A 23,948-nucleotide genomic window follows, 5' to 3' on the forward strand; every position below is an offset into this window, starting at 1 on the left:
AGCGCCTCCCTCCCTGAAAGCGGATGAAAACCGCTTGTTCGTTTCCGTGCGCGCATCGCATTCCTTGGTGTTCTGACATAACGTATTTGCAAAGCCCGCCGAGCTGGCGGGCGATGTGAATCCTGTCGTCAACCCAATCGAGGAGGAGTTATGCTGGCAATGAACTACCGCGGGCCCTATCGCGTCCGCGCCGATCACAAGCCCGACCCGGTCATCGAGCACCCGGGCGACGCCATCGTGCGCGTCACCCGGTCCTGCATCTGCGGTTCGGACCTGCACCTGTACCATGGCCTGGTGCCCGACACCCGCGTCGGCCACACCTTCGGCCACGAGTTCATCGGCGTGGTCGAAGATGTCGGCTCCGGAGTCCAGAACCTGAAGGTCGGCGACAAGGTACTGGTGCCGTTCAATGTGTTCTGCGGATCCTGCTTCTTCTGCGACCGCGAACTCTACGGCAATTGTCACAACATGAACGCGGAATCGACCGCGGTCGGCTCGATCTACGGCTACTCGCACACCGCGGGCGGCTACGACGGCGGCCAGGCCGAGCTGGTGCGCGTCCCGATGGCCGACGTCGGCCCGATGATCATTCCCGACGACATCCACGACGACGACGCGGTGCTGCTCACCGACGCGGTGCCGACCGGCTACCAGGCGGCGGAGATGGGCGACATCCAGGAAGGCGATACGGTGGTCGTGTTCGGCGCCGGCCCGGTCGGCATCTTCGCGGCCAAGTCGGCCTGGCTGATGGGCGCGGGGCGCGTCATCGTGGTCGACCATATCGAGTACCGGCTGGAGTTCGTCAAGCGCTATGCGCAGTGCGAGGTGGTCAACTTCAAGGAAGTGCGCGACATGGCCGAGCACATCAAGAAGATGACCGACTGGATGGGCGCCGACGTCTGCATCGACGCGGTCGGCTGCGAAGCCTCGGGCAACGCCATGCAGACGCTCACCGGGCGCTACATGATGGCCCAGGCCGGTTCGGCCACCGCGCTGCACTGGTGCATCAACTCGGTGCGCAAGGGCGGCAACGTGTCGATCGTCGGTGTGTACGGCCCGACCTTCAACGCGGTCCCGATCGGCAATGCGCTGAACAAGGGCCTGACCCTGCGCATGAACCAGGCCAGCGTACGCCGCCACCTGCCGCGCCTGATCGAGCACATCCGGGCAGGGCGCCTGAATCCGAAAGAAATCATCACCCACCGGGTGCCGCTGGAAGAGGTGTCGGACGCCTATCACATCTTCTCGGGCAAGCTGGATAACTGCATCAAGACCATCCTGATCCCGCCGAATGCCAATCAGGTCAAGGCAGTCTCGGCCAGCGCAATGCATTAAGGAGCGACCATGGAACCACGCAACGACATGACTGAACACAAGCACCATGGCCACGCGCACGGGCATGACCATGATCACGGCCACCTGCAGCAGCACCCGAGCCAGGGCCACGTCGCGCCGCGCCGTCCTTCACGCCAGGAATTGCAGCACATAAACGGCTGGGGCGCCGACCTCGACCACAAGAACCGGCCTGGCGTGCCGATGGAACGCACCCCGCCGCGCTTCATCAACCAGCCCCAGGGCGACCCCGAGCAGCAGCAGGAAAAGGTCGAGATCCTGGTCTCGTCCGAGCGCCCTGGCATTACCCAGGTGTTCGGCACCGTCCAGCCGCCCTCGGGCCTGTCGGGCATGATCCGGCGCATGGCGTTCAAGGCGAGCGAGAACGACCTGCGCCACTGGCTGCTCCTGCTGCTGGCCGATCGCGTCAACATGGTCGAAGGGGTGGTCGACGACCTGGCGCACGGGCACGTCCCGAACGTGCTGGGCGAGATGGGCATCAAGGCCGAGATGAAGCACAACCCGGCCGGGCTGGCGAAGAAGGTGGCGATCACCGCCGCCGTGGTTGGCACGGCGGTCTACCTGATGAAGCGGCGCGACCGCGACGACGTCCGTTACGAGAGCGATCGCGGGGACGACCGTTACCAGGGTGACCGCTACGGCAAGCGCTACTACCGCTGAGTAGCACCCAGTCGTTCAGGGCCTGCGCCCACTGGGGCGCAGGCCATGGCCGGGGCAGGGTGCGGCGTCGGCTCGCCGGCAGCTGGGTTTCCCCTCGCTGGTTTGCGCTTGGCCGGCTTGCGGCGGAACTTGAGCCAGACCACCAGGCCGGTGACGAAGAAAATCAGCGGGGTGAGGCCCACCACGCTGACCAGGATGCGGCCGGCCAGGCCAAACGCTTCGCCGGTATGCAGCGGGTACAGGGTGCTGACGAACCAGTCGCTGCCGCGCGCGGCCATCGGATCGATCGATCGCAGCACGGCGCCGCTGCCGGCGTCCACGCTGACGCGGGTGGCGCCCGGGCCGTGGCGCAGTTCGCCCGGCTGGCGCACCCGGACCTCAAAGGGCTGCTCCGGCTTGGCCGGAATGCCGATGCGCGAGACTCGCGCTTCCGGGTAGCGCGCCTGCGCCGCCGCCATCGCCGCGTCAGGCCCGATGCGTGGCGCGTCTTTCCGGCTGGCGTTGGCCACCTTCTCGTTCTTCGTCAACGGCGCGACGGCACGGATCGCCGGCGTCACCCAGTCCGGCGCATTGAAGTACACCCCGGAAAATGCCAGCACCAGCAGCACCGGCGCCACCCAGAAGCCGGCCGCGCGGTGCAGCTGGAAGCTGAACTTCGGCCAGTTGCCGCCACGCCGCACGGTGATGGCATGCCAGAACGCGGACAGGGTCGGCTTCGGCCACCACACCACGATGCCGCTCAAGCACAGCAGCATCAGCGCCACCCCCTGCACCGCGATCACCAGCTTGCCCGCGTCCCCGGACATCAGGTAACGGTGCAGGTGGAACAGGGTCGGCATCAATAGTGGCCGCGACAGGCCGGCTTCGCCCCAGTTGCGCTCACCCAGCACAGTCAGGTTGGCCGGGTCGACCATGACCTGGCGGGTCACCCCTTGCGACCAGCGCGAGGCCGGCTTCTCCGGGCGATACCAGGCCACGTACACATCGCCGTGCACCTCGGGCAGGAACAGGGTGTCGGGGCGCCCGTAGGCCGGGTCGCCCGCCAGGCGCGCGGCGACCGCCGCCACCTGGGCGGGCGCGGGACGGGCTTCGGCGCCGGCATCGAAGCCCGGAGGTGGCGCCACCTGCAACAGTCCCGGATTGAGCCAGGCGTCGAGCTCGTGGCGCCAGCCGATCACGGTGCCGGTCAGGCCTTGCAGGACCAGGATGGTGCCGAAAACAAGGCCGGCCCAGAGGTGAATGGTACGGATGAGCGGTTTCATGCACCGCATGATAACCGAAATGAGAACGATTCTCGATATTGCGTGTTTACTTGATAACGATTATCATTTCGGGATTCCTGCTGAGTAAGCCCTTTCGAATCCATGAACAAGACCAACCCGATCAAGCCCATCGTCGCCGCCTGCATGCTGATGGCCATGTCCTGCGCCGCTGCCCAGGAGCAGACGCCCTCCCGGGAGCAGACACAGGAGCAGGCACAGGAACAGGAACTCGCCTCGGTGGTCGTCACCGCCACCCGCACTGCCAGGGCCATCGACAGGATTCCGGGTGCGGTCTCGGTGATCACGCAGCAGGAACTGGCGACCCAGTACCTGATCGCGGATGACCCGTCGCAGGCCCTGTCGACCTATGTGCCGGGCTACGCGCCGAGCCGCCAGAAGATGACCTCGACCGGCGAATCGCTGCGCGGCCGCCAGCCGCTGATCCTGTTCGACGGCATCCCCCAATCGAACCCGCTGCGCGCCGGCATGCGCGAAGGCTACTTCGCCGACAGCGCCATCATCGAGCGCATCGAAGTGATCAACGGCGCCTCGGCCATGCAGGGGATGGGTGCGACCGGCGGCATCATCAACTACATCACCAAGACCCCGCGCAGGGAGGGGACGAGCTACAGCGTCAACACCCGCTTCGCCAGCCAGTTCGAGTCCGACAGCCTGGACTGGAAGACCGGCCTGACCGTTACCCACAAATCCGGCGACTTCGACCTGCTGGCCTACGCCAGCGTGCAGCGCCGCGGCATGGGCTACGACGGCAGTGGCCGCCGCTTGGGAATCGATGCGGTGCAGGGCGACACCATGGATTCGCACGGCAACGACTTGTTCCTGAAAATGGGCAAGACCTTCGGGGCCCAGCGCCTGCAGCTCAGCCTGAACCGCTTCGACCTGGCCGGCGACGGCGACTACCGCGGCGTGCCGGGCAAGCTGGCCCAGGGTGTGCCGACCAGTTCCGCACCGGGAACGCCGATCGGCATGCCACCGCGCAACAAGGTGCGCAGCGCCAGCGTCGACTACCGCCACGACGACCTGGCCGGCGGCAGCCTGGCCGTGCAGCTGTTCGGCCACGAATTCTCCGCGCTGTACGGCGCCACCAACACCTCTACCTTCCAGGACCGCACGATCGCGCCCGTCGGGACCCTGTGGGACCAGTCGCAGGTCGTGACCGACAAGCGCGGCTCGCGCATCACCTGGGTGCGGCCGGACCTGGTCGTACCGGGTCTGGAACTGACGACCGGAGTCGACTGGCTGCAGGACAATCCCCAGCAGCGCCTGGCCAGTACCGGCCGCACCTGGGTGCCGGAGCTGAAGTTCCGCTCGCTGGCGCCCTTCGCCCAGCTCGAATACGAGTTCGGCCCGCTGACCGTGCGCGGCGGCGTGCGCTACGAAGACGCCAAACTGGACGTCGACACCTACACCACCCTGGCGGCCTACGGTAGTCGGCAAGTGCAGGGCGGCTCGGCCGAGTTCTCGAAAGCGGTCAAGAATATCGGCGTGGTCTGGCGTTTCGCTCCTGGCTGGTCCGCCTTCGCCGGCAGCTCGGAAGGCTTTGGCCTGCCCGACGCCGGCCTGGTGCTGCGCGCGGTGGCGGTGCCCAACCAGTCGGTCTCGAGCCTGATCAGCCTGCAGCCCATCGTCACCCGCAACAACGAAGTCGGCATCAACTGGCGCGGCAGCCAGGGCCAGTTCGGCCTGTCGCGCTACGATTCGCGCTCCAAGCTGGGCAGCGTGATCCGCATCACGTCCGCCGGCCTTGGCGTGGTCGAGCGCGTGCCGACCACGGTCAAGGGCTGGGAAGCGAATGCCGAATGGCGCCCGAGCAAGGCGTGGAGCGTGTTCGGCACCTGGGCCACGCTGGACGGCAAGACCGCCGCGACCCAGGGCGCGCCGATGGACCTCGACCTGGGCGCGCGCTCGCAGGGACCGGACAAGGCGGTAGTGGGCGGCAACTGGAACTTCCGGCCGCAGGGCCAGCTGCGCCTGCAGGCCACCCACCTGCGCGACCGCGACATCAACATCGGCCGCCGCGTCGGCACCAGCAACCTCGAAGAGCACTTCCAGGGCTATACCCTGGTCGATGCCGCCGTCACCTGGGAGACCCGCCTCGGCCGCTTCGGCCTGAGCCTCGAGAACCTGTTCGACAAATACTACGTCGGCTACTACTCGCAGTCGGCATCGAGCGTGGATGTCAACGCGACCTATGCCGGGCGCGGACGCACGCTGGCGCTGAGCTGGAACCGGAGCTTCTAAGAGCCAGAAGTTCCAAGGGCAGGCCTGTCTGCTTGAGCGTTGCGCTCAAGCAAATCCTTTCTGCTGAGCTCGTCCACACTGTCCGGTGGGCGGCCCATCCGCGGGCCGCGTTTCCACCGACGGAGACGAGATGACCACGCACACCACCCTCCCGGCCGCGCTGCTCGGCGCCGCCTTGCTGCTCGCGCAGCCCCTCCATGCGGCGCCCATGATGAGCCCGCCCACGACCTTGAGCAGCACGGCGAAGACCGCCGTGCTGGCCCAGCTGGCGGCGCAGCGCCAGGCCAAGGGCCTGGACCCCGACCACCATTACCGCTTCACGGCCCAGCATCCCGGCGCCGGTGGCACCCAGATCCTGCGCGCGGCCCATACCTGGAAGGGCTTGCGGGTGTTCGGTTCCGAATCGGTGGTGGTGCTCGACAAGTCCCTGAAGATCGTGTCCGAATCCGCCTCCGAGCGCCGCCAGCATCTTGGCAGCGGCACTGCCAACCGCCTCGGCGCGCTCACCGCCAGCTTCAGCGTCGTGCCGCAGATCAACAGCCGCGCGGCGATCGCGGCGGCGCTGGACTCCCTGGCCCCCAGCGCCGGCCCGAACGCGGTGCACGTGGTGAAGCCGAATGCCGAGCTGCTGATCTACCCGGTGATGCGCATGCAGCGGGTGGTCGGCGCCGGCGCCAAGGAAGAAGCCGAGCTCAATGCCCTCGACGTGCAGGACGTGGTCGAGCGCTACGAGCTGGCCTACCTGGTGCGCACCCGCATGCGCGTGGGTGACCAGCCGGTCTACTACGACACCATCGTCAGCGCGCGCGACGCGGCGGTGCTGGATCAGTGGAGCATGCTGCAGACCGTCGCCGGCGTGGGAAAAAGCCAGTACAACGGCGAGGTCCCGCTCAGCACCACCCTGAACAACGGCGTGTACCAGATGCGCGATCCGGAGCGCGGCAAGGGCGGTACCTTCGGGGCGATGGCGATCACCAATGCCAATAACGGCAGCAGTGCCGGCAAGCTGTACACCAACGCCACCAATACCTGGGGCGACGGCAAGCAGTTCGTCGAGGGCGGCAACACCACGGGCGTTAACGGCCAGACCGCGGCGGTCAATGCGATGTGGGGCTTGATGAACACCTACGACGCCCACAAGAACGTGCTGGGCTGGCTGGCCCTGGACGGGCGCGACACGGCCACCTACATCGCGGCCCACGTCAACCGCGGCTACGATAACGCCTACTACAGCGACACCTGCAAGTGCATGTTCATCGGCGACGGCACCTACTTCACCAGCCTGGGGGCGATCGACGTGGTCGGCCATGAGATGGGGCATGGCATTACCGCCGCCACATCAAGCCTGATCTATTCGGGAGAATCGGGCGGCCTGAACGAATCGAGTTCGGATATCTCGGGCGAGGTCGTGGAAGCGTATGCGCGCGCAGGCGGCAAGGGCGACAGGTTTCCGGAAGAGGGCAACGACTGGCAGCTGGGCACCGAGATCAGCAGGAATGCCACGCCGCTGCGCTGGATGTTCCGGCCAAGCAAGGACGGCAGCAGTCCGGACGCCTGGAGCACCTCGCTGCGCCGCCTCGACGTGCATTACAGCAGCGGGCCGAACAACCGCATGTTTTATTTCCTGTCGCGCGGCTCGAAAGACGACAGCGCGGGCGACCACTACAGCAAGTACCTGGTCAAGCAGCCGAAGGCGATGAGCGGCATCGGCATGGACAAGGCTTTCCGCATCTGGTTCCATGCAAACACCACCAAGTTCACGTCCTCGACCAACTACGCCGACGCGCGCGCCAAGATGATCGAAGCGGCGACGGACCTGTACGGCAAGGACAGCCGCGAGGCGGTCGCCGTGCAGCGTGCCTATGCCGCCATCAACGTCGGCGCCGACGTGGACGAACCCGGCGCCGTCGCGACCCCTTACTGAGCCGCGGCGACGCTTGCCTGGTCAGTCATCAGGGGGAAGGGATTGAGCGGCGTCCCTTTCCACCATTGCTTCTCGGGCGTCAGCTCGAACACGGCAAAATGCAGGTGCGGCGCGTTCGGGTCGGAATTGCCGGTGACGCCGACATAACCGATCACGTCGCCGCGCCGGATAGCCATGCCTTCCTTGATGCCGTCGGCGTAGCGGTCCAGGTGCGCGTAGTAATAGGCGTAAGGCAACAATTGCCAAACAGTCAGACGCCAGTAGGGCGGAACCGTCGATAAGCGTGCACGTGCAAAATTTGTGCAAACAGATGCCACTCACCTAGTGAGGTTGTGACTATACAAACTTCCAGGTAGCATCTGGCATCGACATTTACAGCAGATGCTATGAGCAAAGATTGGTACGACTACCAGGAGAAAGCCGCCGCGCTGTTCCGATCCATGGGTTTGGATGCGGCCACAAACGTGACTGTTCAGGGGGTTCGTACCACGCACGACATAGATGTAGTTGTCAGATCACATCATGCCGGTTTCGACATTACTTGGCTTGTAGAATGCAAGCATTGGAAAACGCCGGTTTCTAAGTTACACGTCCTTGGTCTTCGTGAAATCGTAGCCGATACCGGGGCTGATCGCGGGATTCTCCTTTGTGAAGCCGGTTTTCAGAGTGGGGCGATCGAGGCTGCCCAGCTGACGAATGTCCAGCCTACATCCCTTGAGAACGTACGTGTCACGGCCGGGGGAGACATTTCCGCGATGAGGCTTCGTGAACTTTTTGACCGAACTACTGTTTGTCGAACCCGCTATTGGGACATACCGAAGCGCGACAGGATCGAACATGGAATCCGTTCAGATCTCGGCGACTCTGGATACTCTGGATGGATGGTCTTGGAAATGGCCAACGACGTGTTAATACGGGCGTTGCGAGCCATGTATCCGTTCAAACCGGACTCAATCCAGGCGCTAGTTTTGTTCGGGAAAGATCGTGAATTTGTTTCTGTTAACGACGTTCTCGACACCTTGACACCCTTAATTGATGAGCTTGAGAACAAGCTCACGAATGCAGAACATGCTATTGCCTCGCAGAAATGTACCTAATGAGTAGGTGAATCGCCACAGCTCTTCTAGACACTCGAGAGCGCTGGAAATACTGCCTTTCATACCTGACCGGCGACATGTCATTGCAGAAGCTGGCCGGCCCTTCGGATTGTAGGACATCTCGATATAGTCGAAGATGTCCTCCTTGGCCTCATCTCAGGTAGCGTAAATCCGACGATAAAATGGCAAAGAACACGACTGCAGCTGACACCCTGGCTAATACCGAAGTACCGGCTTTCTGGCACAACTGGGCACACTCGCCACTGCAATTACCGATCTGTCCCAAGTTGCTATAACGCGCGACCCGGTAATTAACGCACGCACGAAATTCGCTGCAAACTGGGACGAGACGATCAAGCTCATTACTCAAAACGCAGATCAGGGAAAATTCTCCAAGAAAATCCCTGGTGGCTTCGTGATTACTTTTCGCAAGCGTAATTTGGCAATGCGGATCAACGGGACGCAATACTTCCAGGTCAACGATGTGGAAGGGGCGACCAAGTTTGTAGTAGCTGCTAAAGCTACTGCAAATGGTTAACTCGATCAATCATTCCGCGAGACTATGCGCAATCCACGTAAAGCAAAAGAAGAAGCACCATCAGCGTAATCAGCCAGCATTCCAAGCGAAGCCCGCCATGTGCGGGCTTTTTATTCGAACTGTTACTTTTAACGCAAGCAGTACTTTTCGAAGAATTCTGCCCTTACTACGCGGGCAACTCTCTTGTGCGTTGCTTGATACATGTATGAGTAGTATCGGTAGAATTCCGATTCAGTATTAGATCGATTGGCCATCACGTTTTCCTCCAACGCAATCAGTTTTTCCTTGAAGTCTTTCGGCAGGGCATCGACATGTTTTGCGATTTCTACGACCAGCGTAAAGAAATTCGACTTCCTGAACCACATCGAGTCAACCGGCAGGTTGAGATCACTAATAATTGAAAACGTCTTGATCAAGAGTGCAATCATGTGGTCGCGGTTCGGGTATTCCTCGTTGTACCCTGCTACCTTTGGCTCAACTTCACGGTCTTGGACAAAATACCCACCGTTTTCCAATGTTGCCATCACTAATAGGATGAAGTGGAGGTCTGCCATACGCGTGAACTCTGACTCTCTCAGTACGCCATACTGCTCAAAGTCTACGTTCGCTAAAATGTTTTTGGCGGCCTGAATAAAATGGCCGTCATAGACAGCGTTATGAATTTCAATATCATCTAGCTTGAATTTCGTTAGGTTGATGCGTCTGAAAATTTCTCGCGTCGTCTCATCGTCGACTTTGCCGAGATCTCGCATCACGATCTGATAAGATAAAAAATCTTGTTTCTGCTCCCGGGTTAATTCTTGATAGGTAGGCACAGAAGTTAGAGGATGATCATGCTTTTCCTCGATGTAATTTCGAATAGTGGTCAGCCTTTGTTGACCGTCGATAACAAGTTTTGTAGTGCGCAAGAGCTGTACATCAACCTCGCCTTCGCAGACGTAAATCTCAGGAAAAGGAAGTCCTTTAAGCATCGTGTCGATAAATGCTGCTTGGTGCTCATGCGTCCATACGAACTTCCGCTGAAAGTCAGGGCGCAATACTAACTTTCCTTCGTTGATTAGCTGATAGACATCGGCGATGGTGGGATTTGTAACGCTAGGTTTGATTTGTAGAGGCACTGATAGCTCCGATTTTCAGCTGACTCCTTAACGACCGAAGGCCGCTAAGCGTGTATTTTTCCAGATGGCTGTAGCTCTTGAAAGCGCCCGCCGTGACTTTGTAATTCCCTACCTCGCTATTCCCGTACGAGATTGACTTGAAGAACTCGAACCAATCTTGCTTAAAGTCGTCCATTGTGAAAGAAGTCGGGAGGAGGTCAGGTCGCATCCATCCAATCGCGCCGTACTCAAGGAACTTATGATAGCCTTTTATTTCGTACAAAGTAACCGCCTTACGGTTTTCTCGTAACTCCATTTGGTAAGCGTGAATAGAATCCATGATTCTATCGTAAAGTTCAGACGAGATAAGTGCAACATCAATGTCGGAATCAAGGTCGAAAAGTTTTCCTTTGTGCGGACTAAAGCCAAGTTTAGCCGACCCAGTTATGAAGACTTCGTGAAAGCTGATGCCAAACTTATCAGCGATGCGTTTTCGAAATGCATAGTAAGCATCCTCGTCTCCATGAAAAACAGCCGGAGTTCCATGTAAGGTTGTGCGTCGGCAAAAGTCGAGTAGGCCATTGTCGTTATCGATTGAGCCTAATCTTTGAAGGAAAGTCTGCATACAGAGAACTATGTTGAACAATGCTTTGAGCAAGAAGTGCTGCACGCCGACCACATACAGTTAGTCGAACCGCATGAGTATGCTCGCTAACTGTCTTTGTGGCAACAAGTAATGAATGCTAGTTATGATTAATCGGTATCTAGCCAGCCAAGGCTACTGCCTTAGCTCGCGCTAGAGCAACGGCGCCGCCAAGGTTACGACGACGGTTGAGCTACCCTGCGTCGAGCTAGCGTCAAACGCTGCTGGTGTGACGATCTATGACCATTTTTTGACGTGCTGCGCTGCCGCGAAGTCTAAGCTAGGCTGTGCTAGGTAAGGAGAAGGCTTGCTGCAGGGCAGGCTGTTTACACATGCTTTGCACGCAGTGATCACCTGCGGCGTAAGTGCTTGTTTCTTCTGAATCTTTCCAGGCCCTCTGTAATACTCTGTGTATGACATGCATCCCGCTCCGCACTCAACGAATCACGTAACCTCAAGAGTCTATTGAGGAATCTCAGAAAGCACATCGGCCGGTAAGTCACCGGCCGATTCCGGATCCCGAAAACGCATGTATGCAGGGCTTAACTGCTGCCGTACAGGTGGCATCAACCTTAGACTGATTTAAATCTTGGGTTGAGCGAATGCTTGCGGACCTTGCTCGATAGCTTGATCCAAAAAGGTCATAACGATGATGTCAGGGTGGGCACTCATGCCGAGGGTCTCACCTTGTTCGTTAATCTGCATATCCGTATCGCCCTGCTTTGTAAAGCTGAACTCGCCCACGTAGTCGTACTGCGCGTCTGGCAGCCAAGAACTTTTTCGCAAACAGACCACGCGACCACAAGAGCGGCCGTTGTCGTATGAGGGCAGCAGATGGAACCTAATGGTTGCATTCATGCACAACACATCAACAGTGTAATCGTCGATACGCACTGTCTCCAGCGATAACATACGCACTGGCCTACGCTGTTTGATGTAATCCTTTACCTCCATAAGATAAGCAAAATAATCTTTTAATGATTGCTCATCTTGCTCAAGCGCCACAAGTCTGTTGTAGTTTTCTAGCTTGATCACAATTCCTCCAAGAATCGCCGTTGGACATCAAACGTCGTATAACATCTAGATCAATTTCTGAACTGTAACATTTTAGTCCATCAATGTAGCTAAGTTGTGGTTAGCCGTCTAATTTCAATAGCTACTACAAGTTTTTTTCAAACACGCCATTTGAAGGGTGGTTTGGCGAGTTCTTTACGCTGCTTCATGATCGGTGATCAAGCTTAGGACCAGCTTGCATCTTGCGTTCGATGCAGTGGTTGACTACAGCGTTCCAGTACGTGACGAACGCCGAAATATTTTTTTGTGATGCGCCTTCGGCTATACGAGTTTTTGCAATCGCTTCCAGTTATGCTTTCGTCAGGGCTTGCATCTTCACGTTAGGCAACGCGTCCTTCCAGTGCTGACGTGCTCATACGTAGCTTGCTTTGTGCTTGCGTACTTCTAGAAGGCTACCGATTGCTTCATGCAGCGTGACAGGGTGTTCGCCTTCGTACACAACTGTCTGCACAACTTGTGTTCCCACTTCTTTGCTAGCGTCTCGGCAAGCTTCTTTTCAGCAGTCTTAGTCGATCGGTTGAACATCACTTCGTCAACCATCTGCTCCAGTACCAGATTTCAATTCGATTGATCAATGCCACGTGCGTTCTCCAATAGGAAACGCAACACTGTCCGCGTGCAAAGGGCTTGCATAATCCTTGTGCAAACGCGTGCAAAAACCTTGTACAAAACGCGTGAAAAACAGTATTGCTGAGCACTAGGGGATGTATTTGAGCTGACAAAAGATCAACGTTGGAGTGAGAGGAATGCCGCCGTACATACAGCGTACGGCGGCAAAAATCTCAGGGAAATGAACTTAAGCCTACGGGGCGGCGACGGCTTGTGCGTCCGACATCAGCGGGAAGGGATTGAGTGGCGTCCCTTTCCACCATTGCTTCTCGGGCGTCAGCTCGAACACGGCAAAATGCAGGTGCGGCGCGTTCGGGTCGGAATTGCCGGTGACGCCGACATAGCCGATCACGTCGCCGCGCCGGATAGCCATGCCTTCCTTGATGCCGTCGGCGTAGCGGTCCAGGTGCGCGTAGTAATAGGCGTACTTCTCGGCCGGGTCGAACTGGTACAGCGTGGTGCCGCCCGGCTTGCTGGTGAACAGCTTGGCCACCTTGCCGTCGGCGGCCGCCAGCACCGGCGTACCCTTGGGCGCCACGATGTCGAGGGCTTCGTGGTGACGCTGATTGCCGCGCGGCTGGTCGTAGGTATCGCTGAGATTGGCGAGCTTGATCCCCTGCACCGGCACCAGGAGCTTGCCATGGACGGCAGCGGCGACCGCATCGGCCGGCGCCTGGGCGCCCGTTGCCGTGCCTGTGCCTGCGCCGGTGCCCGATACTGCGGTGGAAGGAGGACGCAGCGGCAGGTCGAATTCACTGAGGTCGGCCTGGATGCTGGGCGGGCCCGGCAGCTGGGGATCGATCTGCGCCGCCGGCACGCCCGCAGCCGGCGGCGCAGTGGCCACCACCGGCGCCGGCTCGTCGGGCACGGCGCGCAACATCACGAACAGTCCGCCGGCGCCGACCAGCACGCCGAGCAGGAAGGTCATCAACCATTTCATCGTCATCCTCCGTGGGGTTTATACCTGCTTCAGCTTTCCAGCACGACCTCCAGGCCCGCCGCCACGGCGCCGGCCACTTCGGCGGCGCTCCAGTTGGTCAGGCGGATGCACCCGTGCGATTCGGTCTTGCCGACGTGGCCGGGCACCGGGGTGCCGTGGATGCCGTAGTGTTCCTTGGACAGGTCGATCCAGACCACGCCGACCGGGTTGTTCGGGCCCGGCGGCACCTTGGCTTTCTTGTCGCCCGGTTCGGCGTCCCAGAACAGCTTCGGGTTGTAATGGTAGGTCGGGTTGGCATGCACGCCGTTGATCTTCCACGTGCCGATCGGGAGCGGATCGTTGCCGCTGCCGGTCGAGACCGGGTACTGGGCAAGCAGGGCGCCGCCGGCGTCGAACAGCTGCAGCACCTTGGGGCCTTCCTTGACCACGACCTTGGCCGCCTTCGGCAGCGGCTGCTTGCCGTGCACGTTCGGCACCACGATCTGCTCGCCGGCGCGGCTGAAGTCCTTGCCAGGGTTGAGACGCGCGAGCATCTCGGGCTTGGCGTGGAATTTCTCGCCCAGTCCTTCGAGGACATTGGCATAGCCGAGTTCGGGCAGCTTGGCCTTGTCCATCATGTCTTCCGGTACCGGGCGGAAGGGGCCGGCCACGTCGGCCTCGACCAGGGTATAGGTGACCATGTGGGGGGTGTTGTCGGCGTTCAGGGCGTCCCACGTCGCCGCATCCAGCTTGCCCGTCACCGGCAGCTTGCGGGTGGCCTGGAACGTGTTCAAGGCCTGGCGCATGTTGGAGCCGTAGGCGCCATCGATTTCACCGGGCGAGAAGTAGGCGCGGTCGAGCAGGACCTGGGCGCGCAGGTTGCGTTCGAATTCGGCTTTCCTGGCCTCCGCCGGGCTGGCCGGGGCGGCTGCCTGTGCGGGTGCCAGGGCGGGTGCGGCTTGCTGTGCCTGGGCAAGGGGGAGGGCGCCCAGCAGGGCGGCGAGGAGCGGGGCTACGGTGAATTTACTCATTTTGGTTTCCTGCAATGCTTGCTTTTGGAAACTTCAGGGTAGGCCCGCAGCGTTGGCGGGTCTGTGCGAGAACGAACCCAAGCGGTCGAGGCCGCCCGCGCTACAATCGCCGCCATGACCAGCCACACTATCGTGCTCCAGCCCGGCGGACTCGCGTTCGAGGCGGACGCGGACACCAGCATCCTGCATGCGGCCGAGGCCGCCGGCATCGCCTTGCCCAGTTCCTGCCGCAACGGCACTTGCCGCACCTGCATCTGCCGGGTGCGCAGCGGCACGGCGGTCCACCTGATCGAGTGGCCCGGCCTGTCCGTCGATGAAAAGCGCGAAGGCTGGATCCTGCCCTGCGTGGCGGTGGCGCGCGGCGATCTCGAACTCGAGACGCCGCTGGCACGCCGGATGAAGTGGGACGCCGTTTAAGGCTGTGGACGGCCGAGGGCCTGTTCGATGACGGCCAGCACCATCGGCCAGGCAGGCGAGCCGGCCGCCACTTCGTCGTAGTGGCTGGCGCCCGGCAGGATCACGACTTCGGCGGCGTCGCCCGCCTTGCGCGCCCGCGCCGCATAGTCGTGCGCCACGCGCGGCGGCGAGATCGTGTCCAGCTCGCCCGTGACGAGCCAGGTACGGCTGCCGTTCGGCATCAGCTCGGCCGCGTTGGTATCCACGAACACGTCGGGCCGGCCGGGCCCCGGGACCCCGGCCAGTTCGCGGGTATCGCGCCCGCAGCTGGACTTGATCAGGGCCGCTTCGTTGCGCAGGTCGGCCAGGCCGCCCAGGCTGACCACGGTGCGTACCTGCAGCGGCAGCGCGGCGCGATGCAGCGGACTGCCGGCTGGAATGCGCCCGCGTCCGGCCATCCACTGCACCAGCTGGCCGCCGGCCGAGTGGCCGACCGCGGCCACGCGCCCCAGGTCGAGTGGATGGCGCGCGGCCTGCGCCGCCAGCAAGTCGAGCGCCGCATGCATGTCCTGGTAGGTGCCGGGATAGCCGCCGCCCGCTTCGTCGCTGCGCCGGTATTCCACGTTCCACACCGCGATGCCGCGCGCCGCCAGCGCACCCGCCATGTTGCGCAGCTGGGTGATCCCGCCGAACTCCTTGGTCCAGCAGCCGCCGTGTACCAGCACCGCCACCGGGAAGGGGCCGGCACCTGGAGGCAGGAACAGTTCCGCGTACTGCGAAGGCGCGGCGCCATAGGGAATGCGGGCAGTCGGCTCGGGGCCGCCGAGCGCCAGGTAATCGGCCAGTTTCATGGGTGTGGCGGCGGATGCGCTGTGGATGCCGGCCGCGCCAAGGGCAAGCAGGGCGGCAAGCAGAGGACGACAAAAAGGCGGGCGGAAGGTCATGGTCTGCCAGGAAATATTTGAGCGGCCACTATACCGAGGATTCCCGGTTCCGGCCACCAGCGGCAGTGCCCGCACGATTGAAAACCCGGCATCGGCATCCATGCTAGGCTGCATCCAAGTGCAACCATGTCAACAAGGAGGAGTACGATGAGCCAGTCGAAATCAGGCGATAGCCAGACCAACAAGCAGTCGGACAACCGGTCCGAAGAAGAAATGGCCAAGCAGCGTGCCGGCCAGAACACCGACAAGAGCAGCCACGACCACATGTCGAATGTGAAGGCCGGCAAGGGCGAAGGCGCCGGTGGCGGCACCAAGCAGAAACGCAAGCACTGAAGAAGCGTGCGCGGCGGGCCGGGCCCGCCGTTTTCCCCGCTGTTTGCCGATCCATCCCCTTCCAGAGGCTGACCATGACGACATTCCCCGTGCATGCCCACAGTACCCCGGAACCGGACGTGCCGGATCCGAAACCCACCCCCGACCCGCGCCCCCCGGTGCCGGACGACGTCCCCGATCCGGCCAATGCGCCGGTCGAGGAACCGCGTTTTCCCGAAGCCCCGATTCGCGCCTAGCCCTGCAACGTTCCACCGGATCGATCCGGTGGAATGAAAACGGGCCGTCGCTTGACGGCCCGCAGAAGGGTGCTTGCTCAGGCGCGGGACTTGTCCGCAGTGCCGGATGAGTCCTTGCCGCCCGAGGACGGCAACGGGGGGATCTCCTTGATCATTTGTTCGGTTTCCAGCTCTGCAGGCGATTTCTCGCCGCTGCCGATATCTGCTTCGTGCAGCACGTTGGGGCCTTTGGCCGCGGGATCGACTTGGCGAGTCGGGTTGTTCATGGTGCGCTCCGGTAGGTTGGTCGATAGGACGATCCTAGCAGGGCCGCTCAGGCGTCGGCGCGCGGGACGCCCGATCCATGTCATGGCCCTGACACCTTTCGCTGCCTATAATGGATCCGAGTAATGGCGTAATCGAAGCACCAAGCGAAGCACACACCGAGATTCAGCGAGCAAGGCCGGAGGAGACCATGGGCCATACCTTGTACAACACGATTCACCTGGGCCGCGGCCCGCTGTATTACTCGCGCCGGGCGCAACTGGCGCTGGCGCTGGCGCTCGGGGTCGCGGCCAGTGCCGGCCTCGGATGGCTGGCCTTGCGCGCCTTGCGTTGAGTTCTAGCGCTTGCTCTGCGAGGGCGCGCCGGGTACCATGGCGCGCCCTGACCGAGAAACAAGCAGAATGAAGAACGAACAACTGACGACCGACGAATACGACGCCCTTGAACTGGTACGCCGCGGCGTGAAGCGCGACAACCCGGGTGCCTGCGTGGGCCGCAATGCCAAGCGTCTGTCGGGATTGAAAATGATGGAAACCACCCGCGACGGGCGTATCCAGTTGACCGAAAAGGGGCAGCAAGTGCTGTTCCTGCGCCGCTGCATCACATCGCTGACGGCGCTGGCAGGCGATCCCCTGGCCGCGCTCGATGCCGACGTGGTGCGCTTCCTGAGCATCAAATCGCACATCGCCCCGCTCGAAGGCGGCGGCTACGCCCTGACCGACAAGGGGCGCGAATCGCTGGACGACATTACGCGCCAGCAGCAGCAACTGCGCCGCTAAAGGCGTCGCGGACGGCGGCGCTCGCGCACTGCCCTCCGTTTGCCAAGATGCCGCCTAATTGATCCGGCGGCGGTTCGGGTACACCAGTACCCGCACGGCCACTTCGGCCGGCACGTTCATCGTCGCCAGAAACTCGGCGGCGCGCTGCAGTCCGAGGGTCGGGATCGACGCCACCGCCTGGTTGATCAGGTCGCGCGTCCGAATGTCGGTGCGCTGCCGGCGCACGCCTGTGGCATTGGCCGCGGTGTCGGCGACCGTGCGCAGCTCGCCGGTATCATTCATTATCATAAATATCCGTTAGGTCTGGGGTTGCTAAGAAGACACGGCTATTCTAAGGCTAACAATGTTGTTTAGGCTACAAATAAATAGCCTATAGCAAACTTAGTGCTTGAATGACGGGGGAGTCGGCGCCGGATCAGGCGGCAACGCTGTCCGACGCGGTCTCGGGCGCGGCTTGCGGCGGTGCCTGGCGCGGTGGCGGCAAGGCCTTGCGCTGCACCAGCAGCAGCTCGAAGTCCTCGGCCGGCAGCGGCTTGCTGAAGAAGTAGCCCTGCATCTCGTCGCAGCCGTGGTTGCGCAGGTAGTCGAGCTGCTCGAGGGTTTCGACGCCCTCGGCGATCACCGCCAGCTTCAGGTTGTGCGCCAGCGCGATGATCGAGGTGACGATCGCGGCGTCGTTGGCGTCATGGGTGATGTCGGCGACAAAAGAGCGGTCGATTTTCAGCACGTCGATCGGGAAGCGCGACAGGTAGGAGAGGCTCGAGTAACCGGTGCCGAAGTCGTCGATCGACAGGTTCACGCCCAGCGACTTCATGCGGTGCAGCAGGTCCACCGCCGGCGTCACATCGCTCATGAACAGGCTTTCGGTCAGCTCGATCTCCAGGCAGTCCGGGTCCAGCCTGGTGTCCGCCAGGACCGATTCCAGGCTGGCGATCAGGTCGGCGGCGCCGAACTGGCGCGCCGACAGGTTCACGGCCACGCGCAGCCTGCCCAGGCCCGCATCCTGCCAGGCCTTGTTCTGGGCGCAGGCGGTGCGCAGCACCCAGGCGCCGATCTGGACGATCAGGCCGGTCTCCTCGGCGATACCGATGAAGCGGCCAGGGGGCACCATGCCCAGCTCCGGGTGCTGCCAGCGGATCAGCGCTTCCATGCCGACGATCTGGCCGGTCTTCAGGTCGACCTGCGGCTGGTAGTGCAGCACGAACTCGTTGCGTTCGAGGGCGTTGCGCAGCGCGCTTTCGATGCGCACGCGCTCCATCGACTCCTCGTTCATGGCCGGGGTGTAGAACTGGAAGTTGTTGCGTCCCATCTTCTTGGCGCAATACATCGCGATGTCGGCGTGCTCGATCAGGCTGTCGGCCGGCGTGCCCTCGCTCGGATAGACCGCGACGCCGATCGAGCAGGTGACGAAGAATTCCTTGGTGCCGAGCATGACCGGCTGGGCCACCGAATCCATCACCCGCTGCACGATCTCGGGCGAGAGCGGCTCGTCGTGGTGCTCGGCCAGGATCACCACGAACTCGTCGCCCGACAGGCGCGCCACGGTGTCGGTGTCGCGCAGGGAACCGGTCAGGCGCGCGGCTACCGTCATCAGGAGCACGTCGCCGGCCTTGTGACCCATCGAGTCGTTGACGAACTTGAAGCGGTCGAGGTCGATCAGCATCACCCACATCGGGTGGCCACTGCGGTTGGCGTAGGCGATCGCCTGGCTCAGGCGGTCCTGCAGCAGCGAGCGGTTGGGCAGGCCGGTCAGCACGTCGTGCTGGGCCACATGGTGCACGCGCTGCTCGGTGAGCTTGCGTTCGGTGATGTCGCTGCCGGTGCCGCGGTAGCCCGCAAGCAGGCCGTCGTCGCCGAACACCGGCTGGCCGTTGACGCAGAACCAGCGGGTGTGGCCGTGCGCGTCGACGATCTGGTATTCGAGGTTGGCGAAGGGTTCGTGGGCCTTGACCTGGGCGATGTGGGCGCGCCCGGCTTCGGTCTCCAGCAGCGACGGCGCCGTCTCCCAGCGGGTCTTGCCGATCACTCTTTCCACGGCGACGCCGGCCTTTTCGGTGAAGGCGCCGGTGACCATGGTGAAGCGCAGCTCGCGGTCCTGTTCCCAGTACCAGTCCGAGGACATCGACACCAGCTGGCGGAAGCGCTGTTCGCTCTGCTGCAGGGCGCGTTCGGCGCGCTCGCGCGCGGCCATGTCCTCGACCAGGCGCCGGTTGGTGCGGCGCAGGTCGGCGGTGCGCTGGCGCACCAGCTGCTGGACCCTGCGCGCGCGCTGGCCCGAGGCCTGCACGAAGGCCGTGCCGAGCAGCGTCATCAGGATGCCGCCCACCAGCAGGACGGTCGAGGCCATGTGGTCCTGCAGGAAGGGCCGCGGCGCGCTCGCCACCTCGATGCGCCAGGGTTTGCCGGCGATCCGCAAGGTCCGGGTGGTGAAGGTGGTATGGCCGGGCGCCAGCAGGCCGGCAAGCCAGCTGGCCGCTGGCTTGCTGCCGGCCGTGTCGCTGGTGGAGAACATCAGGTTGGCGGGAGTGGCATGGTCGCCGGCATATACCGACACCACGATGTCGCCCGAGCCCTCGCGCGGATCGAGCAGGCCGGTGGCGGCCAGCGAGGCGCGGACCAGTTCCGGGCCGCGGATCACGACCGCGGTGTCGCCGGCCAGCATGCCCTGGCGGTCGAGCACCGGCATGATCAGTTCGAAGGCTGGATGTTTCTGGTCGTCCTGGGCCAGCTGGAACAGGTCGGTGGCCGCCGCACGGCCTTCGCCGCGCGCGACCGCGAGCGCGCTCATGACCTGCACGTTTTCGGTGGTGTTCAGGCCGAAGGCGCGTTCGTTGCCGGCCATCGGCTCGATGAAATCGACGATGTGGTAGCGCGCCCGCACCGGCGCCGTCACCAGGCCGCGCGGCTGCAGCTCGGTGAACACGGTGCCCGGGCGAACCTTGCTCAACTCGGCTTCGACGGCGGCGCGCTGCTCGCCCGGCACCGCGCGGTGGAAATTGAAGGCCTGGATGTAGCGGTGGCGCTGCAGCAGGGCGGCGGTGAAGTCGTGGAACTGCTCGCGGCTGACCGGCTCGCCGCGCGCGAAGAGCTGGTTGGTCACGGTCAGGACCTCGACCGCCTGGTCGATGCCCTGGCGCACCGCCGCCACGCGCTGGTCGGCACGCTGGGCGAATGCGAGCGCCATGTTGTCGTACTCGAGGTGGCTCACGCCCAGGAACAGGGCGGTGGATGCGGCAAGACCGCCCCCTAGCGTAAGGGCTGCCGTGAGAGTCAGCGACAAGGGCAGACGACGCGCCATGATGTTCTTAGAATGTCCTGGAGTAAGAAAACCTACGGAGCTTTCCGGTAGGCATCAATACGAAGTGTGTCACATCAGGAAGGGATTCGGCAAACTAAATGTCGCAAAAATGCCGGTCTCACACGCGCCGCCAGGACAAGTACGCAACGACCAGCCGTGCCAGAAGGCGGTTGAGCGGGGCGGCGCCGAGCCCGCGGTTGCCGAGGGTGTCGCGCAGGAAGCGCAGGGCGCCTCCCGGTGCGGCGCCGGGGCGCCTGGGCGCCTGGGCCAGCAGGATACGGTTGTTGCCGGCGACGCCGGAGAGCCAGCACACATGGCCGTCGAAAGCGGCCCGCAAGCGTTGCACCACAGATACATAATCGGGGTCGTAGCTCAGGACATTGGCCACCAGCACGCCGCCGGGACGCAGGCTGCGCCGGCAGTGCGCATAAAAGCTGGCGCTGGACAGGGCTGGCGGCAGGCCAGCGGCGTCGAAGCCGTCCACCAGCAGCACGTCGCACTGGACCTCGTTGTCGCTCGTTCGCGACAGCCAGTGGGCGGCATCGCAGTGCAACACCCGCAAGCGCCTGTCGTCGGGCGGCACCCCGAACTGTTCGCGCAGGGCGATCACATCGGCGCGCACTTCCAGCACGGTGATGCGGGCTTCGGGAAAATGACGATGGCAGAACTTGAGCAGCGAGCCGCCGCCCAGGCCCACCATGAGAATGTGGCGCGGGCGCGGCGCCAGCAGGGCGAAGCACATCATGGCGCGCGCATACGACAGCACCAGGGCGCTCGGTTGCGACAGCCGCATTTCGCTCTGGATGTCGCCGGGCGTGAACTCCAGCGTGCGGCGGTTGCCGCGGGTGGAGACGATCGGCGGCGACAGCGTGGGTGGCGGGTCGGGCAGGGCGGACATGTCGCCAGTATAGAAGAGTACAGCGGGGGAAGCGAATAGCGGACGAGAACGGCGCTGCCACGCAGCTTGTTCTGCGGCATCCCTTTCTGATAAGCTGGCCATTCGAACAAAGAAAAACGCCCATGTTCCTGGACCATCCTTCGATCACCGCCACCAATGCCCAGACCGAGCCGGACCGGCTCGAGCGCCTGCAGCGCGTGTACGGCTACGCGATGGCCCTGGCCGACAGCGCCGGCAACGCCGGTTTCGTCGACAAGCTGACCCAACTGCACGACCACAAGGGCACGCTGATCGTGTTCTGGCACGCGCCGCCCAGCCTCGAGGAGCAGGCGTATTTCAGCAGCGCCTGGGCCAGCAAGGTCGGCGACGGCACGACCCGGGTCGAACACGAATACTGACACTGAGCTGAGCGCAGGCTGACGACATGACGAATCTGGACGCAACCACGATGGTGCTGGTGCTCGCCCTCGGCAACCTGGCCCTGTGCGCACTGCTGACCTTCTATGAGCAGGGGCCGGCTCGCCATGGGCACACCCACGCGGCGCTGGGCGCCTGGGCCCTCTCGAAACAGGTGCAGGCCGGCGCCTGGACCCTGCTGGCGCTGGGCGGCCCCGGCGTCGTGCCCGAGGCGCTGGCGCTGCCGGGCGGCTATGCGCTGCTGTTTGCCGGCGTGGCCATCGAGGGCGGCGCCGGCTGGCAGGCGGCCGGCCGCGACGGCTGGCGCCGGCCCACGCTGGTGGCCGGCGGCCTGGCGATCCTGGTGTTCTTTGTCTGCTACCTGATCGACGAACAGGGGCTGCGCAGCCTGGCGGCCTCGCTGCTGCTCGGCGCCCTGTACCTGAACGCGGCGATCGCATTGGCAGCAGGCTGGCGCGAGGCCAGCCTGCTGCAGCGCTTCCTGGCCCTGGTGACCGCCGTGCTGGCGCTGGTGGTAGCGGCGCGCGGCCTGTCGGTGCTGCTGCTGCCGGGCGGCTGGCGCTGGCTCTCGAGCGAGCTGCTGCGCCAGCTCTCCAGCGCCGCGCTCTACCTCCTGATGCTGGCCAACGCCTTCGGCATGCTGCTGCTGGCGCGCGAGCGCGCCGGGCGCGAACTGGCGCGCCTGGAAGTGGTCGACCCGCTCACCGACGTGCCGAACCGGCGCGGCTTCTTCGCTGCGCTGGCCCCCTGGATGGCGCTGGCGCGCCGCCCCGGCCTGCCGACCGCCCTGGTGGTGCTCGACCTCGACAGCTTCAAGCGCGTCAACGACGGCTACGGCCACCCGGCCGGCGACGCCGTGCTGCGCCACGTGGTGGAACTGTGCAAGCGCCAGCTGCGCGATTCCGACCTGGTGGGGCGCCTGGTGGGCGTGGAATTCGCCATCCTGCTGCCGCGCACCAATATCGACGAAGCCCTTCTCGTCGCCGAGCGCATCCGGGCGGCGATCGCCAGCTCGCCGGTCAAGAGCGAGCGGGCGATGATCGCCATGACGGCCAGTTTCGGGGTGACCGTGATTCGGCCGGAGGACAGCACCGTGACGCTGTTCCAGCGCGCCGATGATGCGCTGCGGGCGGCGAAGGAGGCGGGGCGGAATCGAGTCAGTCAGGGAGTTGCGGCAGCGGTTGAGGCTTGAGTGGTAATAGACAAGCGCTTGTCTGCTTGAACGAATTCACGGCACTTTAGTATTCGTGCTTGGCTGCTATCCGCCAGGAGCGGACCTTTTGCAATTGAGAAAAGCGATAGGAAAATGATGGAACGTTGGGAATACAAGACAGTGAAAATGGAAGCAAAAGGGTTGATGGGTGGCGTAGTGGACACCGATAAGTTCGACGCGTTGCTCAATCAGCTTGGCATGCAAGGCTGGAATCTGGTTTCTGTCTTTGATACGAACATGGCAGTCAACGGTACAACGCGCGAAATAGTCGCTGTCTGCAAGCGTAAGCTCGGCTGATCATCGTCGATGACGCTCGAGCGCTGTCCGGTATGGGTCGGTACCGGTCCTTCGTGACAGTCTGCGACTTTTCGCCCCTGGCGAACTGCTATGCTGAGCTCAACGGCTGCCTTCGTCCAGAAGCGGTCGCTCCTTCAACCTCGCAATTTGGAAATCCTTGTGCCGCTTTACACATACGTGGTGTCGTACAAGGGAGCGACTCATGTTGCCCAAGGTAGCCACAGCAATTTCAAGGGCTTCATTTCGACGTGGTGTTCCAATCTCCCTGCTGGAGCACTGCCTGCGCTCACGCCTGCACTTCGCCGTGACCTTGCAGAGAAAGCATACCGGGGCGAATTTCCACCAGTTGCCAACATCAGGCATGCCTGACGCAAGGCTATCGAGATCGACGGGAGTGAGTTGCT

Annotated in this window: 25 protein-coding genes and 1 pseudogene; 13 read left to right on the forward strand and 13 right to left on the reverse strand. The window is 62.8% G+C overall.

Annotated elements, in window-relative coordinates:
• The first annotated feature begins 150 nt into the window (after positions 1-150).
• On the forward strand, positions 151-1,335 hold the full coding sequence (locus AC56LU_RS10120; RefSeq protein ID WP_497175468.1) for a zinc-dependent alcohol dehydrogenase: 1,185 nt from the start codon (positions 151-153) through the stop codon (positions 1,333-1,335).
• A 9-nt stretch (positions 1,336-1,344) separates the two neighbouring features.
• Positions 1,345-2,013: a hypothetical protein gene (locus tag AC56LU_RS10125; RefSeq protein ID WP_497175469.1), complete on the forward strand. Its 669-nt coding sequence runs from the start codon at positions 1,345-1,347 to the stop codon at positions 2,011-2,013.
• On the opposite strand, the gene AC56LU_RS10130 is transcribed toward AC56LU_RS10125, so the two are convergent.
• Entirely contained in the window at positions 2,004-3,275 is a 1,272-nt protein-coding gene (locus AC56LU_RS10130; protein ID WP_497175470.1) for a PepSY-associated TM helix domain-containing protein, read from the reverse strand. The genes AC56LU_RS10125 and AC56LU_RS10130 overlap by 10 nt on opposite strands.
• 102 nt (positions 3,276-3,377) lie before the next feature.
• Here AC56LU_RS10130 and AC56LU_RS10135 point away from each other — a divergent pair, with 102 nt between their 5' ends.
• Together AC56LU_RS10135 and AC56LU_RS10140 are read left to right on the forward strand one after the other, a co-directional pair.
• Positions 3,378-5,537: a TonB-dependent receptor gene (locus AC56LU_RS10135; protein WP_497175471.1), complete on the forward strand. Its 2,160-nt coding sequence runs from the start codon at positions 3,378-3,380 to the stop codon at positions 5,535-5,537.
• Between the two features lie 130 nt (positions 5,538-5,667).
• Positions 5,668-7,461, forward strand: a complete 1,794-nt coding sequence (locus AC56LU_RS10140) for a M4 family metallopeptidase (protein WP_497175472.1) — start codon at positions 5,668-5,670, stop codon at positions 7,459-7,461.
• Here the strand turns inward: AC56LU_RS10140 and AC56LU_RS10145 are convergent.
• Positions 7,455-7,697, reverse strand: a complete 243-nt coding sequence (locus AC56LU_RS10145; protein WP_497175473.1) for a M23 family metallopeptidase — start codon at positions 7,695-7,697, stop codon at positions 7,455-7,457. The two genes, AC56LU_RS10140 and AC56LU_RS10145, sit on opposite strands and share 7 nt — an antisense overlap.
• Positions 7,698-7,847: 150 nt before the next feature.
• Here AC56LU_RS10145 and AC56LU_RS10150 point away from each other — a divergent pair, with 150 nt between their 5' ends.
• Complete coding sequence (locus tag AC56LU_RS10150) at positions 7,848-8,558, forward strand: restriction endonuclease (protein ID WP_497175474.1); 711 nt, start codon at positions 7,848-7,850, stop codon at positions 8,556-8,558.
• On the opposite strand, the pseudogene AC56LU_RS10155 reads toward AC56LU_RS10150, so the two are convergent.
• From AC56LU_RS10155 to AC56LU_RS10180, 6 genes and pseudogenes are all read right to left on the reverse strand, one after another.
• Positions 8,533-8,735, reverse strand: a pseudogene (locus AC56LU_RS10155) (IS3 family transposase); the annotation flags it as partial. The gene AC56LU_RS10150 and the pseudogene AC56LU_RS10155 sit on opposite strands and share 26 nt — an antisense overlap.
• Positions 8,736-9,224: 489 nt before the next feature.
• Positions 9,225-10,214 (reverse strand): DUF262 domain-containing protein, encoded by a 990-nt coding sequence (locus tag AC56LU_RS10160; protein WP_497175475.1) that lies wholly within the window; start codon positions 10,212-10,214, stop codon positions 9,225-9,227.
• The gene (locus tag AC56LU_RS10165) at positions 10,192-10,851 is read right to left on the reverse strand and encodes a hypothetical protein (RefSeq protein WP_497175476.1); all 660 of its coding nucleotides are present in this window, start codon (positions 10,849-10,851) and stop codon (positions 10,192-10,194) included. The genes AC56LU_RS10160 and AC56LU_RS10165 overlap by 23 nt, the downstream gene beginning before the upstream one ends.
• Before the next feature lie 567 nt (positions 10,852-11,418).
• Positions 11,419-11,871, reverse strand: coding sequence for a hypothetical protein (locus tag AC56LU_RS10170; protein WP_497175477.1), 453 nt, complete (start codon positions 11,869-11,871; stop codon positions 11,419-11,421).
• An 841-nt stretch (positions 11,872-12,712) separates the two neighbouring features.
• Positions 12,713-13,459 carry a M23 family metallopeptidase gene (locus AC56LU_RS10175; RefSeq protein WP_497175478.1) on the reverse strand — a complete coding sequence of 249 codons (747 nt, stop codon included), beginning with the start codon at positions 13,457-13,459 and terminating at the stop codon, positions 12,713-12,715.
• Positions 13,460-13,488: 29 nt separating this feature from the next.
• Entirely contained in the window at positions 13,489-14,469 is a 981-nt protein-coding gene (locus AC56LU_RS10180) for a L,D-transpeptidase family protein (protein ID WP_497175479.1), read from the reverse strand.
• 114 nt (positions 14,470-14,583) lie between these two features.
• On the opposite strand from AC56LU_RS10180, the gene AC56LU_RS10185 reads away from it, so the two are divergent.
• Positions 14,584-14,886 carry a 2Fe-2S iron-sulfur cluster-binding protein gene (locus AC56LU_RS10185; protein ID WP_497175480.1) on the forward strand — a complete coding sequence of 101 codons (303 nt, stop codon included), beginning with the start codon at positions 14,584-14,586 and terminating at the stop codon, positions 14,884-14,886.
• On the opposite strand, the gene AC56LU_RS10190 is transcribed toward AC56LU_RS10185, so the two are convergent.
• Positions 14,883-15,809, reverse strand: coding sequence for an alpha/beta hydrolase (locus tag AC56LU_RS10190; RefSeq protein WP_497175481.1), 927 nt, complete (start codon positions 15,807-15,809; stop codon positions 14,883-14,885). The two genes, AC56LU_RS10185 and AC56LU_RS10190, sit on opposite strands and share 4 nt — an antisense overlap.
• A 147-nt stretch (positions 15,810-15,956) precedes the next feature.
• On the opposite strand from AC56LU_RS10190, the gene AC56LU_RS10195 reads away from it, so the two are divergent.
• Positions 15,957-16,142 (forward strand): hypothetical protein, encoded by a 186-nt coding sequence (locus AC56LU_RS10195; protein WP_497175482.1) that lies wholly within the window; start codon positions 15,957-15,959, stop codon positions 16,140-16,142.
• A 74-nt stretch (positions 16,143-16,216) separates the two neighbouring features.
• On the forward strand, positions 16,217-16,378 hold the full coding sequence (locus AC56LU_RS10200; RefSeq protein WP_497175483.1) for a hypothetical protein: 162 nt from the start codon (positions 16,217-16,219) through the stop codon (positions 16,376-16,378).
• Positions 16,379-16,455: 77 nt separating this feature from the next.
• Here AC56LU_RS10200 and AC56LU_RS10205 read toward each other — a convergent pair whose 3' ends face one another.
• Positions 16,456-16,644 carry a hypothetical protein gene (locus AC56LU_RS10205; RefSeq protein WP_497175484.1) on the reverse strand — a complete coding sequence of 63 codons (189 nt, stop codon included), beginning with the start codon at positions 16,642-16,644 and terminating at the stop codon, positions 16,456-16,458.
• 188 nt (positions 16,645-16,832) lie between these two features.
• Here AC56LU_RS10205 and AC56LU_RS10210 point away from each other — a divergent pair, with 188 nt between their 5' ends.
• Positions 16,833-16,976: a hypothetical protein gene (locus AC56LU_RS10210; RefSeq protein WP_497175485.1), complete on the forward strand. Its 144-nt coding sequence runs from the start codon at positions 16,833-16,835 to the stop codon at positions 16,974-16,976.
• 67 nt (positions 16,977-17,043) lie between these two features.
• The gene (locus tag AC56LU_RS10215; protein WP_497175486.1) at positions 17,044-17,421 is read left to right on the forward strand and encodes a hypothetical protein; all 378 of its coding nucleotides are present in this window, start codon (positions 17,044-17,046) and stop codon (positions 17,419-17,421) included.
• A 54-nt stretch (positions 17,422-17,475) separates the two neighbouring features.
• Here the strand turns inward: AC56LU_RS10215 and AC56LU_RS10220 are convergent, their stop codons facing one another.
• The 3 genes from AC56LU_RS10220 to AC56LU_RS10230 all read right to left on the reverse strand — a co-directional run bounded on the left by AC56LU_RS10220 (position 17,476) and on the right by AC56LU_RS10230 (position 21,617).
• The gene (locus AC56LU_RS10220) at positions 17,476-17,703 is read right to left on the reverse strand and encodes a hypothetical protein (protein WP_497175487.1); all 228 of its coding nucleotides are present in this window, start codon (positions 17,701-17,703) and stop codon (positions 17,476-17,478) included.
• A 133-nt stretch (positions 17,704-17,836) separates the two neighbouring features.
• Complete coding sequence (locus AC56LU_RS10225) at positions 17,837-20,719, reverse strand: bifunctional diguanylate cyclase/phosphodiesterase (RefSeq protein WP_497175488.1); 2,883 nt, start codon at positions 20,717-20,719, stop codon at positions 17,837-17,839.
• 118 nt (positions 20,720-20,837) lie between these two features.
• Positions 20,838-21,617, reverse strand: a complete 780-nt coding sequence (locus AC56LU_RS10230) for a fused MFS/spermidine synthase (protein WP_497175489.1) — start codon at positions 21,615-21,617, stop codon at positions 20,838-20,840.
• 122 nt (positions 21,618-21,739) lie between these two features.
• Between AC56LU_RS10230 and AC56LU_RS10235 the strand changes: the two genes are divergently transcribed.
• The 3 genes from AC56LU_RS10235 to AC56LU_RS10245 all read left to right on the forward strand — a co-directional run bounded on the left by AC56LU_RS10235 (position 21,740) and on the right by AC56LU_RS10245 (position 23,544).
• On the forward strand, positions 21,740-22,015 hold the full coding sequence (locus AC56LU_RS10235) for a hypothetical protein (protein WP_497175490.1): 276 nt from the start codon (positions 21,740-21,742) through the stop codon (positions 22,013-22,015).
• 26 nt (positions 22,016-22,041) lie between these two features.
• Positions 22,042-23,226: a GGDEF domain-containing protein gene (locus AC56LU_RS10240; protein WP_497175491.1), complete on the forward strand. Its 1,185-nt coding sequence runs from the start codon at positions 22,042-22,044 to the stop codon at positions 23,224-23,226.
• 117 nt (positions 23,227-23,343) lie between these two features.
• Positions 23,344-23,544, forward strand: a complete 201-nt coding sequence (locus AC56LU_RS10245) for a DUF4177 domain-containing protein (protein WP_497175492.1) — start codon at positions 23,344-23,346, stop codon at positions 23,542-23,544.
• The last annotated feature ends 404 nt before the right edge of the window (positions 23,545-23,948 follow it).

The sequence above is a fragment of the Telluria sp. PB2R4 genome (genome assembly GCF_059685695.1).

Excerpts from the sequence above, each read along its gene's own strand:
- AC56LU_RS10120 (WP_497175468.1), top strand. The coding sequence starts at position 151 with ATGCTGGCAATGAACTACCGCGGGCCCTATCGCGTCCGCGCCGATCAC.
- AC56LU_RS10125 (WP_497175469.1), top strand. The coding sequence starts at position 1,345 with ATGGAACCACGCAACGACATGACTGAACACAAGCACCATGGCCACGCG.
- AC56LU_RS10130 (WP_497175470.1), bottom strand. The coding sequence starts at position 3,275 with ATGAAACCGCTCATCCGTACCATTCACCTCTGGGCCGGCCTTGTTTTC.
- AC56LU_RS10135 (WP_497175471.1), top strand. The coding sequence starts at position 3,378 with ATGAACAAGACCAACCCGATCAAGCCCATCGTCGCCGCCTGCATGCTG.
- AC56LU_RS10140 (WP_497175472.1), top strand. The coding sequence starts at position 5,668 with ATGACCACGCACACCACCCTCCCGGCCGCGCTGCTCGGCGCCGCCTTG.
- AC56LU_RS10150 (WP_497175474.1), top strand. The coding sequence starts at position 7,848 with ATGAGCAAAGATTGGTACGACTACCAGGAGAAAGCCGCCGCGCTGTTC.
- AC56LU_RS10175 (WP_497175478.1), bottom strand. The coding sequence starts at position 13,459 with ATGAAATGGTTGATGACCTTCCTGCTCGGCGTGCTGGTCGGCGCCGGC.
- AC56LU_RS10180 (WP_497175479.1), bottom strand. The coding sequence starts at position 14,469 with ATGAGTAAATTCACCGTAGCCCCGCTCCTCGCCGCCCTGCTGGGCGCC.
- AC56LU_RS10185 (WP_497175480.1), top strand. The coding sequence starts at position 14,584 with ATGACCAGCCACACTATCGTGCTCCAGCCCGGCGGACTCGCGTTCGAG.
- AC56LU_RS10190 (WP_497175481.1), bottom strand. The coding sequence starts at position 15,809 with ATGACCTTCCGCCCGCCTTTTTGTCGTCCTCTGCTTGCCGCCCTGCTT.
- AC56LU_RS10195 (WP_497175482.1), top strand. The coding sequence starts at position 15,957 with ATGAGCCAGTCGAAATCAGGCGATAGCCAGACCAACAAGCAGTCGGAC.
- AC56LU_RS10200 (WP_497175483.1), top strand. The coding sequence starts at position 16,217 with ATGACGACATTCCCCGTGCATGCCCACAGTACCCCGGAACCGGACGTG.
- AC56LU_RS10205 (WP_497175484.1), bottom strand. The coding sequence starts at position 16,644 with ATGAACAACCCGACTCGCCAAGTCGATCCCGCGGCCAAAGGCCCCAAC.
- AC56LU_RS10210 (WP_497175485.1), top strand. The coding sequence starts at position 16,833 with ATGGGCCATACCTTGTACAACACGATTCACCTGGGCCGCGGCCCGCTG.
- AC56LU_RS10215 (WP_497175486.1), top strand. The coding sequence starts at position 17,044 with ATGAAGAACGAACAACTGACGACCGACGAATACGACGCCCTTGAACTG.
- AC56LU_RS10220 (WP_497175487.1), bottom strand. The coding sequence starts at position 17,703 with ATGAATGATACCGGCGAGCTGCGCACGGTCGCCGACACCGCGGCCAAT.
- AC56LU_RS10225 (WP_497175488.1), bottom strand. The coding sequence starts at position 20,719 with ATGGCGCGTCGTCTGCCCTTGTCGCTGACTCTCACGGCAGCCCTTACG.
- AC56LU_RS10230 (WP_497175489.1), bottom strand. The coding sequence starts at position 21,617 with ATGTCCGCCCTGCCCGACCCGCCACCCACGCTGTCGCCGCCGATCGTC.
- AC56LU_RS10235 (WP_497175490.1), top strand. The coding sequence starts at position 21,740 with ATGTTCCTGGACCATCCTTCGATCACCGCCACCAATGCCCAGACCGAG.
- AC56LU_RS10240 (WP_497175491.1), top strand. The coding sequence starts at position 22,042 with ATGACGAATCTGGACGCAACCACGATGGTGCTGGTGCTCGCCCTCGGC.
- AC56LU_RS10245 (WP_497175492.1), top strand. The coding sequence starts at position 23,344 with ATGGAACGTTGGGAATACAAGACAGTGAAAATGGAAGCAAAAGGGTTG.